The sequence below is a fragment of the Streptomyces sp. enrichment culture genome, assembly GCF_964272855.1.
Taxonomy (GTDB): Bacteria; Actinomycetota; Actinomycetes; order Streptomycetales; family Streptomycetaceae; genus Streptomyces.
In genome coordinates, this window is record NZ_OZ186847.1 from 8,697,650 (window position 1) to 8,709,528 (window position 11,879).

8 protein-coding genes and 2 pseudogenes are annotated in these 11,879 nt (G+C 72.6%); 7 read left to right on the forward strand and 3 right to left on the reverse strand.

The genetic code is table 11. The annotated features are described in order from the left end of the window. The first annotated feature begins 217 nt into the window (after positions 1 to 217). The 7 genes and pseudogenes from ACSU6L_RS39005 to ACSU6L_RS39035 form a co-directional block, all read left to right on the forward strand. Positions 218 to 4,924: an HAD-IC family P-type ATPase gene (locus tag ACSU6L_RS39005; protein ID WP_437064389.1), complete on the forward strand. Its 4,707-nt coding sequence runs from the start codon at positions 218 to 220 to the stop codon at positions 4,922 to 4,924. A gap of 19 nt (positions 4,925 to 4,943) precedes the next feature. After that, positions 4,944 to 5,138 (forward strand): hypothetical protein, encoded by a 195-nt coding sequence (locus ACSU6L_RS39010; protein ID WP_437064390.1) that lies wholly within the window; start codon positions 4,944 to 4,946, stop codon positions 5,136 to 5,138. A gap of 78 nt (positions 5,139 to 5,216) precedes the next feature. Next, the gene (locus ACSU6L_RS39015) at positions 5,217 to 5,681 is read left to right on the forward strand and encodes a hypothetical protein (protein ID WP_437064391.1); all 465 of its coding nucleotides are present in this window, start codon (positions 5,217 to 5,219) and stop codon (positions 5,679 to 5,681) included. A 380-nt stretch (positions 5,682 to 6,061) separates the two neighbouring features. After that, positions 6,062 to 7,231, forward strand: a complete 1,170-nt coding sequence (locus ACSU6L_RS39020) for a PP2C family protein-serine/threonine phosphatase (protein ID WP_437064392.1) — start codon at positions 6,062 to 6,064, stop codon at positions 7,229 to 7,231. 407 nt (positions 7,232 to 7,638) lie between these two features. Further along, positions 7,639 to 7,994, forward strand: a pseudogene (locus ACSU6L_RS39025) (luciferase domain-containing protein). Next, on the forward strand, positions 7,991 to 8,278 hold the full coding sequence (locus ACSU6L_RS39030; protein WP_437064393.1) for a three-helix bundle dimerization domain-containing protein: 288 nt from the start codon (positions 7,991 to 7,993) through the stop codon (positions 8,276 to 8,278). Before ACSU6L_RS39025 ends, ACSU6L_RS39030 begins: the two are co-directional and overlap by 4 nt. 149 nt (positions 8,279 to 8,427) lie before the next feature. Beyond that, a pseudogene (locus ACSU6L_RS39035) lies at positions 8,428 to 8,850 on the forward strand (Tn3 family transposase); the annotation flags it as partial. A 134-nt stretch (positions 8,851 to 8,984) separates the two neighbouring features. Here ACSU6L_RS39035 and ACSU6L_RS39040 read toward each other — a convergent pair. The 3 genes from ACSU6L_RS39040 to ACSU6L_RS39050 form a co-directional block, all read right to left on the reverse strand. Further along, the gene (locus ACSU6L_RS39040) at positions 8,985 to 9,389 is read right to left on the reverse strand and encodes a hypothetical protein (RefSeq protein ID WP_437064394.1); all 405 of its coding nucleotides are present in this window, start codon (positions 9,387 to 9,389) and stop codon (positions 8,985 to 8,987) included. A gap of 126 nt (positions 9,390 to 9,515) precedes the next feature. Continuing rightward, positions 9,516 to 11,003: an ATP-binding protein gene (locus tag ACSU6L_RS39045; protein ID WP_437064395.1), complete on the reverse strand. Its 1,488-nt coding sequence runs from the start codon at positions 11,001 to 11,003 to the stop codon at positions 9,516 to 9,518. Continuing rightward, positions 11,000 to 11,770, reverse strand: coding sequence for a response regulator transcription factor (locus ACSU6L_RS39050; protein WP_437064396.1), 771 nt, complete (start codon positions 11,768 to 11,770; stop codon positions 11,000 to 11,002). The genes ACSU6L_RS39045 and ACSU6L_RS39050 overlap by 4 nt, the downstream gene beginning before the upstream one ends. Positions 11,771 to 11,879 lie beyond the last annotated feature (109 nt).

Genomic DNA, 11,879 nt, shown 5'->3' on the forward strand with positions numbered 1-11,879 from the left:
AGCTGCCGTCAAGTGCCGGGATCCTGACTCAGCCGCCGGCGCGCGCCGCCGAGAACCCCACCCGGCTTCTTCCCACCGTCGGTGGGTGTTCGCTCGCCCGTCCGGCGCATGCTGGTCTGCTGAGCAGGACGGTCGTGCTGGGGTGTGCACATACTGATGGGGGGTGTCGTCCTCCGTGGCGCCGCTCACGCCCTTGTCGGCCGATGGTGGAGGCCGCGTGACCTGGCCAGTGCTGTCCTCCGTGCTCTCCTGGTCCGTGCTGCCCGCGTCCGTACTGCCCTCGGCAGTGTCATCCGCCTCCTCCGCGGTTCGCTCCGCCGTGGAGCGGCTGACCGCCGTACCGGCGGCGCTGCCCCTCGTCGGCCACCTGCTGCGGCCCCGCACGCCCCGGCTGTGGCAGACCCTGGGGGGCGTGCAGATCGAGGTCCGGCGCCTGGGGCGGCCTGGGACGGCGCGCGCGGCACGGGGGCTGGAGGCCGCGCTGCGCCAAGAGCGGGGGGTGAGCCGTGCTGAGGTGAACGGCACGCTGGGCTGCGTGTTCGTCGGTTGTGGGCCGGAGACCGACCTGCAGCGCGTTGCCGGCCTTATCGCCGCTGCGGACGCCGCCGAGGAGGCGGAAGACGGGGGTGCCCGCCGCACGGGGGATGCCGGCCGGTCGCGGCCCTCGGTTGGCTTCCCGGGTGCGGCGGGGGCTCGGGTCGGGGCGGCTGTCCGGCTCGGCGCGGGCGTGGTGGGGGTGGGGGTGGCGTCGGTGGGCGACGTGATGCGGCTGCGGGGTCTGCCGCCGGTGGTGCTCTCGGCGATCCAGTTCGTGGAGTCCGCGCCGCCGTTGCGTGAGGGCATCGCCCGCCGGTTCGGTGAGACGGCTACTGAGCGGGGTTTCGCGGTGGCGAACCTTGTGGTGGCGACGTTGACGTTTCGGCCGCTGGGCGCCACGGTGGCCGCTGTTCTGGCATGGGCCCGGTATGCGGAGGTGCAGAGCCGCCGCAGGGCGTGGGGGGAGTGGTCGCGGCGGCTGGCCGTGCATGAGGGGACCTACCGTCACGACGCGCTGCCCGGCTATGTACGGCCCGCCCCGCTGCCGCCGGGGCCGGGAGAGCGGTACGCCAATGTGGCGGCTCCGGTGTCCCTCGCGGCGTACGGGCTGACGGCCCTCGGCACGACCGACCATGACCGGGGGCTGGCGCTGTTGATCGCGGGGACGCCGCGCGGCCCTCGGTTCGGACGGGAGGCGTTGTCGTCCTCGGTGGCCCGGGCCGTCTCAGACCGCGGGGCGCTGGTGCTGCGGCCGGGGGCGCTGCGCCGCCTGGACCGGATCGACACCGTGGTCCTCGACGCCCGGGTGCTGGCCGACGGCGGCTGGACAGTCGACGGCTTGGCGCGGCTGACGCCACCCGGCGGCCCGGTCGGCGGGCCCGATGGCGGCGGCCCGGAGAGCGGCAAGGCGCATGGCGTCCCGCAGGACGGTGCGGACGACGACGAACTGCACGCGCGGATCCACGAGTTGATCGAGCCGGGAGGGCCGACCAGGTGGCGGACCGGGCACGGTGTCGGCCCGCTGCGGACCCGACGGCAGGGAGGCTGGGAGCTGCGGCCGTTCACCGACGCGGACACCGTCCCGGGCAGGGCCCCCGACGGCGCGCCGGATAAGGCCGCGAACAGCGCCGTCGTACCCGCCGAGACGGCCGCCCTGACCTGCCGGTGGGCCGAGGAGGGTGCGCAGGTCATGCTCGTCGTGCGGGAGGGCAGGCCGGTTGCGGTAGCGGCTCTGGTCCCGCAACTTCATCCGCTCGCCCACCACTTGGTGCGTGCGGCGCGGGAGTGCGGCCGGGTGCGGCTGGTAGGGGGTCCGCCCGGGCTGCACCGCCGGTTCGGGCTTGCCGAAGCCGCGCCCACCGGGCACCGCCGCACAGCCGCCCTGGTCCGCTCCTTGCAGGCGGACGGCCACGGTGTTGCGGTGGTCTCGGCGCGGACTCGGCGCGCCCTGGTCCGTGCCGACCTGGGCATCGGAGTGGCCACCAGCCCCCGGCACGTGCCGTGGGACGCCGATGTCGCCGCCCCGCCCGATGTCGTCCACCTGTTGCTGACGGCCCTGCCGGAGGCCCGGCGGATCAGCAGGCTGTGCACCCGGCTGGAGGCCGGCGGCGCTGTGGCCGGCGCGGCCCTGGGGCTCCTGGTGCCCCGCCCGCGTGCCTGGGTGCGAGCCCGCCTGATGACCGACACGGTGACCATCGCCGGGATCGCGGCGGGCTTCTGGGCGGGGTGGCGCTTGCACGGGCGCCCGGTGCCGGCCGCCGTCGAGCGCACGCCCTGGCACGCCATGACGGTACGTCAGGTGATGTCCCGGCTCGGTACGTCGTCCCGGGGGCTGGACGAGGCCGAGGCCGTCCGGCGCCGGCAGCTCACGGGCCATGACCGGCGCGAGGGAGCCGTCACCCTGGTGGGCCGGGTTGCGGAGGAGCTGGCCAACCCGCTCACCCCCATCCTCGCGGTGGGCGGCGGACTCTCGGCGGCGCTCGGCTCCGTGCTGGACGCCGTGCTCATTGGCGGGGTGCTCGGCGTGGATGCGCTGGTCGGCGGCGTGCAGCAGCAGAAGGCCGACCGGGAGGCGGAGCGGCTGGTCGAGGCCACCTCGGCGCGGGTGCGGGTACGCCGGCCCGACCGGGCGGTGGCGGCCTGGGCGGCCGGCGAACACCTGGTGCGCGGTGATGTGATCGAGCTGCGGGCCGGGGATGCGGTGCCGGCGGACTGCCGGGTGGTGCGGGCGACGGGCCTGGAGGTCGACGAGTCCAGTCTGACCGGTGAGTCGCTGCCCGTCCTGAAGAACGCCGCACCGACCGCGGCCCGCGCGGTCGCGGACCGCACCTCCATGCTCTACCAGGGCACGACGGTGGCGGCCGGCGAGGCGCTGGCCGTCGTCGTCGCCACGGGGACCGCCACCGAGGCCGGCAGTGCGGCCGAGGCGGCCCCCGAGGGCGGGCCGCCGGAGAGCGGTGTGGAGCGGCGGCTGAAGGCACTGGGCCGCTGGTTCTTGCCGTTGTCCGTCGCGGCGGGTGTCGTGCTGTTCGCCATCGACCTGCTGCGCCGGCGGCCGCTGGGCGCCGCCCTGGGCTCCGCGGTCAGCCTGTGCGTGGCGGCCGTACCGGAGGGGCTGCCGTTCATCGCCACGGTCGCCGAGCTGGCCGCCGCCCGTCGGCTGTCCACCCGGGACACGCTCGTGCGCAGCGCCTCCACCATTGAGGCGCTGGGCCGCACCGACGTGCTGTGCTTCGACAAGACGGGCACGCTCACCGAGGGCCGGATCAGTCTGCAGCAGGTGTCCGACGGCCTCGAGCGCCGACCGCCCGACCGGCTCACCCCGGCGCTGCGCCGGATCCTGGCCACGGCGGCCCTGGCCGGTCCGCCGGGACCGGCCGCGTCCCTCGCCCACCCCACCGACCGGGCCATCGCCGCGGGCGCCGAGCTGCTCGGTGCCGCCCCGGCCAGGGCCGCCGGGCTCGGCTCGGACACCTGGGAGCAGCTCGCGGAGCTGCCGTTCGAGCCGGGCCGCGGCTACCACGCTGTGCTGGGCCGGGCCGATACCGAGGCGCGGGTCGTGGTCAAGGGCGCCCCGGAGGTCGTACTGGCCCGCTGCGAGACCGTCCGCCGGGGTGAGAGCACCGAGCCGTTCGACGACGAGCGGCAGACGCAGATCGAGGCGGAGATCGACCGGCTCGCCCGGCGCGGCCTGCGGGTCCTGGCGGTCGCCGAGCGCATCCCGCCCGCGCAGGCGCCCGCTGCCGCGGCGGAACTCGACGACGAGAGCGTCGACGGGCTGTGTCTGCTAGGCCTGCTGGGCCTGGCGGACCCGGTGCGGGCCACCGCCGCCGAGAGCGTGGACCGGCTGACGCGGGCCGGGGTGCGCATCGTCATGGTCACCGGTGACCACCCGAGCACCGCCGCCGCGATCGCCCGGGAGCTGCGGCCCGAGGAGGAGCCGCGGCTGATGACCGGGGCGGAGCTGGACGCCCTCGACGACGCGGCCCTCGCCGAGACCCTGCCGGACATCACGGTGTTCGCCCGGACCACGCCGGCGCACAAGGTCCGGATCGTCAGCGCCCTGCGCGCGGCCGGGCGCGTGGTCGCCGTCACCGGCGACGGCGCCAACGACGCGCCCGCCATCCGCATCGCCGACGTCGGCATCGCCCTCGGCTCGCGGGCCACCCCGGCGGCCCGCACCGCCGCCGACGTGGTCGTCACCGACGACCGCATCGAGACCATCGTCGACGCCTTCGTCGAGGGCCGGGCCATGTGGGCCTCGGTACGCAAGGCGCTGGGCATCCTGCTCGGCGGCAACCTGGGCGAGATCGCCTTCGTCCTGGCGACCACGCTGCTCACCGGGCGCAGCGCGCTCAACGCACGCCAGCTGCTGCTGGTCAACCTGCTCACCGACATGCTGCCCGCCATGGCCATCGCCGCCCGGCCGCCCGCCGACCACACCGAACGCCTGCTCGCGGAGGGCCCCGAAGCCTCCCTCGGCAAGGCCCTGACCCGCCACCTCCAACTGCGCGCCACCGTCACCGCGGCCGCCGCCACCGCCGCCTGGGTGCTGGCCCGGGCGACCGGCACCCGGGCGCACGCCGACACCGTCGCCCTGGCCGCCCTGATCTCCTCCCAGCTACTCCAGACGCTGCAGGACGCGGGCCGCGACCGGGTGGTCGCCGCGGCCGCCGTCGGGTCCCTGGTGGTGCTGGGCGTGGTGGTGAGCGTTCCCGGGCTCAGTCACTTCTTCGGCAACCGGCCACTGGGCCCCACGGGCTGGACGATCGCGCTGGCCTCGGCGGCGGCGTCGGTCCTGGTGCCCGCCGTGATGCGGCGCGCCACCGGTACCGGTGCGGCGGTGAAAGTTCACCCGCAGGCCACCCGGGTGCAGCCTCCCGGATGACATCGGACTCTCAAATGGCATGAGACCGGACAACCGGCTGGTCCCCAGCACCTTGCACACCGCTCATGAAAGGCGGCTCGCCATGCCGCACATCCTCACCACGATTCTGACCCAGGTCGCCATCGCCCTGATCGAGGCCGCCCTGGTGCGTTTGTCCATGCAGCTCTGGAAGACGTTCGCCGCGAGCGGGCGTCCGGCGGCGGCCCACGCCTGACTGCGTACGCCGGGCCAGGCACGGAACTAACCTGGAAGTCGACCCACCACACTTCCCAGCCCACACGGGAGGTGGAAGATGATTCCCGCACATACCCAGCCACAGCCCCAGCAAGAACAGCAGCCGCCCCAGCCCCAGGCCGAGACCCAGGCCGGAGAAACCCCCGCCCAGGAGACGCACGCGGGCGGCAAGGTGATGCATCTGCACACCGCGCACCCCCGAGTTCCCATCCCGTACGTGACCCCGGGCGACATGTTCCGCGACATGCGTACGGCCACGTCCACGGCGACCTCGCTCCTGCCTTCGCCCCGCAAGCTGGCCTTCTACGGCGCCCTCGGCGCCATGGCCGCGGTCGAGATCCTCGAGTGGCCGATCGCGCTCGCCGTCGGCGCCGCCACCGAAGTGATCACCCGCGAGCAGGCCGCACGGCAACACGCCGAACACGACCGCATCGAGCGGGACCGCACCGAGCGCGAACAGGGCCAGCAGGCCGCCACCGAGTGGAGGGAGCCCGGGAGGCCCGCACAGACGGCGACGTCATGACGCGTGCCCACCCAGAACGACGGGGGGTCCGCACCCCGTGGACGGCGTGCGGACCCGCCGTCGTCCTCGGCCGCCCACCAGTTGTGCAGGTTGGCAGGCCAGGACTCATGAGCCAGCACTCGGCCCTGTGTGGACCTTCGCCCCTGATGACTCTGGCACTGGCGGGCATCCCGCCTCGCGGCCCGCTCCGGCGGACCGTGCCGTGTCACTACCTCGCACGCTGTTCAAGCGGGGTGTTCGACGTCGGGTAGCCTCTATTTTGTATGTCTGTTTGTTCCTATTTTGGGGTGTTCGGTGTGATGGCGTGGTTCCAGTCGTTTCGAAGACTGGCGGCGGAGGAGCCCGACGCGCCCCGGAGCGTGCCCGCCCAGGACCTCGGCGTGTCATCCCAGCTGGCCGCGCTGCGTACTGCAGCGGCTCGAGTCGGCACCACACTGGACGAGGACACCACGTGCGGGGAGCTGACTCGTGAGGCCGCCAGGCAGGCGGGCGGCACGGCGGCGCTACTGCGGCTCAGAGCACAGGCTGGCGTCGAGTACGAAGCCGTCAGCGGGAACCCGGCCGTGCTGCCTGATGCCCGGTGGGCCACATCCGTGAGACAGGAGGCGCCGCGCCTGGGCGAGGACGTGGCTGCTGGCGCGGCGTCCGGCGGGCCCCACACCCTGTGCGTGCCACTGGCCACCAACCGGCACCACTACGGCATGCTGGTGTGCGCCCGGGACGGCGCCCCGTTCACCCGCCTGGAGACGGCACTCCTCACCTTCCTCGCCGAGCACGCCGCCTCACACATCCGACACGCCCGGGACCACGACCAGGTCAGCGGCATCGTCGACAAGCTACAGCGCGCCCTGGTCGCGGAACCAGGCCGCCCGCACCCGAACCTCGACGTCGCCGTCCGCTATCTGCCGGTCGGGCAGAGCACCGTGGTCGGCGGCGACTGGTGCGAGACCGTCCGACTGCACTTCGGCCGGACCCTGCTCGTCGTCGGCGACGTCATGGGACACGGCCTGGAGGCCGCCGTCGACATGACCGCCTACCGCTCCTCCCTGCGCTACATCGCCTCCGCCGACCTGCCACCGCACCGCGTACTACGCCAACTCGACGACATCGCCTCCAGGGAGTCCGACCGCCGACCGGCTACCTGCCTGATCGCGCGCGTCGATCCCAACCGCGGCCAGGTGACGCTGGCCAGCGCCGGACACCTGCCCCCAGCCGTGATCGACGGACAGGGCCGCACCTCACTGTTGCCGATCCCGGTCGGCCCGCCCGTGGGCACCGGCCTTGGGGGCTACGAACCGGCCACCTACCGGCTGGAATCCTCCGAGACACTGATGCTGTTCACCGACGGGCTCGTCGAGCGTCGCGGCGAGGACATCGACCAGTCACTGGCTCGGCTGTCCCGCGTCGGCGTCGAAGCCGGCGCGGGTGCCGAGGACGTCCTGGACACCATGCTCGCCCGCCTCGATGCCGGCCACGCCGAGGACGACGTGGCAGTCCTGGCCGCCCGGCTGCACCATCGCGCTGGCCACGACCATGGCGCGCGGCACTGAACCGCCCGCTCTTGTGCCTGCCGATGCGCGGGGCTGCAGTGGACGTGCACCGCGCTGGATGATCCTTCGCCGACTTCTGAACTGCGCGATTCCGAAGTGGAGCAGCTGATTGAGAAGCTCCGGGGAGGCGCGGTGGCGCAGTGGCTGCCGCGGCACGCTGCCCACCGTGGTGGGGCGGGCCCGATGCCTGGTCGCCAGCGTTTTGCGAGCGGTGCTCATCGGTACTGGCCCGGCCTCGACGCAGGGGGGCTTGCATTCGAGGAACACGCCTGGTGACGGGCGCATCCGCCGACACGGCGGTCCGGTGGCTGGGCGGGCGTGCGGCTTGGATTTTCGGGTTACGGTCGCGGCGTGGTGCGTGAGGTGGATGTGCGGTGGCTGAGGGATGAGCTGGTCATGATGGGCGCATGACGTTGGCGGCGCGTGCTCTCGCGCAACTGGTGACTTGGCCCGACCTCACCGAGGCAGAGCCGAGCTGCGGCATTGGGCGGGCCCTGCGTTCGGCCCACGGCGAGATCGCCCACTTTCATTTCATTCCGACATAGACGTTGACCTGCACCTCACGGCCAGGGCCATCCGCCGATTCGAAGAACACCTCATAGGATCCGGCGCCGCCCGGCTGGTGAACGGCTCGCAATGGGTGACGCTGCGCCTTCAGGGCGCCGCGGATGTCGACCTGCTCATGACCTTGGTCAGCCTCGCCCTCCAGGCACACCAGGCTTGGCCGCTTCGGGGCGACACGCCGCGAGCGGAAGGCAAATGATCACCATGGCGCGGTACATCCGCGCGAGAATCTCAGCCGAGACTGATGAGCACTCCTCCAGGCAGGCAGGTGGCACGGTGGCTGACACGGCACGCGAGGACGACGCCATCCAGGCCGTTGTGGAGCGCCTGAAGAACGCTTTCAGCGCGACTCACAGCCCGGCTGAGGTTGAGGCGGCCGTAGTCGAGGCTTACGCGTCGTTCGCGGACCGTCCGGTGCGCGATTTCGTACCCGTGCTGGTCGAACGCAAGGCGCGGACCTTGCTGAGCGAGCCATCAAGCTGACGGTCGGGGCCAGGCAGCAGAGCGTCCGGAGGCGGCGGAAACGGCGTCCAGTCGGTGAGGGCAGGCTTCGCGTAGCTCGCGGAGCCACCCAACGCTGAGCACAGTGGCTCGCTGCACTTGAGTGCAGGCGTGGGTAAGCGTTCGCCCACTACGGGCGGATCTTCAAGACCCTGCACCTGCTGCAGTTCGTCTCCGACGACGGCTGCCGCCGCATGATCGTCAAGCAGCTGAACATCACCGAGGCCCGCCATCGTCTGGCCCGCAGGATCTTCTTCGGTCAGCGCGGCGAGCTGCGGCAGAACTACCGCGAGGGTATGGAGGACCGGCTCGGCGCCCTTGGCTTGGCCCTGAACGCCGTGGTGCTGTGGAACAGCCTCTACCTGGACGGGGCGGCCAAGCAGCTCGCCGCTGACGGCTTCCCCGTCACCGACGACCTGCCGGCTCGCCTGTCACCGCTGCAGTTCGACCACATCAACTTCCTCGGCCGCTACACGTTTTTCCGCCCACAGGAGGCCGGCCGCAGGCCGCAACCCGAGCCCTCGACCGGCGGGGAGGACGACGGCGAGCGGTAGGAGCGCCGATCGCGCGACGGAAGGGCTGCGCGGACAGCCGGCCTTGCGAAAGCCGCGCCCGGATGGCGACGGCATTCCTGGGAGTCTTGGGCGGACGCGCAATGCGCGGCCCGACGCTTCTCACGGGAGGAACTTCACCTCTGGGAAGGCCGCGCTCGGGCCGTCGAGCACTGTCCCCGGCGGTGTCGCAGGTGTAGGTCGAAGAACGCGAGCGGGTAGGCCTGCTGGATCCGGACCGCCCGGGCCGGATCGAGGGTGCCGATCACGTCCTGGATCTGCTGGCTCGTCATGCCGAGGACGTTGCCCGCTTGCGGGATCGGTGTCGCGTCGTCGCCGTACGTCTTGTGGATGGCCCCGTCGGCCTGGATGTTCAGCTGCCGACCGCGAAGGTGTGTCCGGAACTCGGCGACGTCCGGCATGGCAGCCCGGGTAAACGAGGCGGTCATCATCATGAACGGCCGGTCCAGGTCGGTGGTGATGGTCGGCTGCATCGGACCGTCGATACTGAGCCCGGCGCCAACGCGCTGGTCGGCAAGCATGGTGAGCGCGGTGGCGGTGCCGCCCTTCGTCCAGGCATGCGTTGGGCAGCTCGCGACCCCGGCCAGGCACCGGACCGGGAAAGATGCCCAGCCATGGCGGTGGGCGCGGCGGGGTCGTGGCCCCGGTCAGCGGCGTGCGTGTTCCGGGGCGCCAATGGGCTTGGGTGGAGCGGTCGGCCGAGGGCCTTGGCCTTGGTGGGGCCGTGCGGGGTGGTCGGCGGGTGCTTGGGGGTGGGGAGCGGGGGCGTTAGCCGCGCTCAGCAGGACGATGGCGTCGAGGCCGCCGCCTGGGGCGGCCTCCAGGGTGATGTGGCCGCCGCTGGCCCGGGTGAGTTGTTCGACGATGGGCAGGCCGAGGCCGGTGCCGTCGTGGTGGGTGTCGGAGGCGCGCCAGAACCGGTCGAAGGCGCGTCGGCGTTCGGTCTCGCTCATGCCGGGCCCCTGGTCGATGACATGCAGTTCGACGCCCTGCGGCACGCGGCAGGTGGCCAGGGTGATCGTGGTGCCGGAGGGTGAGACGCGCAGGGCGTTGGCGAGCAGGTTGTCGATGATCTGTTCCAGCGCGCCGGGGATGGCACGGACGTGGCCGGCCGGGCGGCCACCGGTGGTGATGTGGACGTGGTGTTCGGCGGCGAAGGGGGCCCAGGTGGCGGCCCGGTCGGCTACCACGGCGTCGAGGTCGGTGGGTTCCGGGGTGGTGGCGGTGGCCTCGAGGCGGGCCAGGGAGAGCAGTCCTTGGATCACGCGGCCGAGGCGTTCTGTCTCGCCGATGGCCTCGTCCAGGCTGTCATGGACGGCCGGATCGAGGTGGGGTTCGAAGTTCTCCAGCCGGATCCGCAGCGCGGTCAGAGGGGTTTTCAGCTGGTGGGAGGCTTCGGCGGCGAAGGCACGCTGGGAGGTGAGGAGATGCTGCAGGCGGGTGGCAGTGTGGGTGAAGGAGGCGGCCAGGCGGCGCAGTTCGGGCGGCCCGAGGTTGGTGGCGGGCGGGTTGGTGAGGGTGCCGTCGGCGAGCTGGGTGGTGGCGCGTTCCAGGGCGTGGACGGGGCGGATGATCCAGCGGGCCAGAGCCAGAGCGATCAGTGTCGCGGCTGCCAGCACGCCCAGGCCGGTCAGGGCGAGGGTGAGCCAGATGTCGTGGACCCGGCCGCCCAGGACGTCGGTGGGGTAACTGAGCCGCAGGGCACCGCGGATGGTCTCGCCGGAGGAACCGGGGACGGTGACGTAGCGGGTCTGGGTGCCGTTGTCCGGGTCGGGCGCGGTGCCGACGGTGGTCTGGTTGCGCAGGGCGGTGGCGATGTCCGGCTGCGCGGACAGATCGGTACCGACGGGTGTGGTGGCGGTGGAGTCGGTCAGGACAGCGCCGGTGCGGTCCACGACGACCACCCGGGCTCCGGTTCGCTCTGCGTAGTCGGTGGCCAGTTCGGGCAGTTCGTCGGTGCTGTTCTCCTCGATGCGTTCCTCGGCGAGTTCGGCGAGCATTCCGGCGTCCCGCTCGATGCTGTTGGACAGGCGGGACGTTTCGGCGCGGGCGAACAGGAGGCCGAAGGGGACCTCCAGGCCGAGCAGGACGAGCAGAACCAGACCGAGATAGCTGGCCAGCAGACGCCGCGTCATGTCCGGGCCTCCCGGCCTGCACCGTGGGGTGGCGCTGCGGCGTCAGGGGCGTGGAGGCGGAAGCCGACCCGGCGGACGGTCTGGATCCAGGCGGGATCGCCCAGTTTGCGGCGCAGGGCGGCCACGTGCACGTCCAGGGTCTTGGTGGGGCCGAAGAAGTGCGGGTCCCATACCTGGTCGACGATCTGCTGGCGCGCGCAGACCGCCCCTGGGTCCAGAGCGAGGTAGGCCAGCAGGTCGAATTCTTTCGGGGCCAGGGCGATGGGAGCTTCGTGGAGGTGGACCTGGCGGGTGCGGCGGTCGATGACCAGCGGTCCCACCGCCTGCGGTGCATCCGTGGACGAGGGGCCCGTGGCGCTGGGCGTCTGACCAGGACGGCCCGCCTCGCCGGGGACGTCGGCACGTGGTGTGGTCTGAGGGCGGGCGCGGCGGGTGACCGCGCGGATGCGGGCGACCAGTTCGCGGACGCCGAACGGCTTGGCCATGTAGTCGTCCGCACCCAGTTCGAGTCCCAGGACCCGGTCGATCTCCTCGCCCCGGGCGGTGATCATGATGATCGGTACGTCCGAGCGTTGGCGCAGGGCCCGGCAGACGTCGATGCCGTCCATGTCCGGCAGGCCCAGGTCGAGCAGCACCATCTCCGGCTCGGGCGCGGCCAGCGCCGCGGAGCCGGTGCGCGCCTGCTCGACGGCGTATCCGTAGCGGGCCAGGCCCTCGGCCAGCGGGCCGGCGATCCGTTCGTCGTCTTCGATGAGCAGCACCTGCATGGCGTCAGGCTCACACCCCCACCGCTCCGCGGTCATGATCACACCAACCCGTCCCGGTCTTCCGGACAGCCCTTGATACGCGTTCGGGGACGCGCCTGCTCAATGAAGA